At 46.2% G+C, this 260-nt stretch carries 1 protein-coding gene; it reads right to left on the bottom strand.

What is annotated here, in order from left to right; all coding sequences use genetic code 11:
• A partial coding sequence (locus tag AC2Q9J_RS18145) for a ferrochelatase (RefSeq protein WP_499042106.1) occupies positions 1-260 on the bottom strand: 260 nt, incomplete at both ends.

The following is a 260-nucleotide window of genomic DNA, read 5'->3' as shown; positions in this document are numbered from 1 at the left end:
AATTTTATCAGCTGTTTCTTTCAACTGATCCGGATACGGGTCGCCACCAGCCAAGATTTTCTCAGGAAGACTATGCGCTGAAACGATGAGACATGTCTTTTCAGCCGGTACAGGCAATGACGCATACGTATCGTTAATCGCATTCGCCCACCATTTGATAAACTTCGGCTCATCATACCACGACTCTACCGAACGAATGTCGATGCCATACTTCGCTGCTTCTTCATGAGCACGTCCGTTGTATGATTTGACGCTATATG

It is taken from the genome of Planococcus sp. RAB007_Raresut (assembly GCF_057369535.1).
This window is presented reverse-complemented; position numbering and strand designations above follow the sequence as displayed.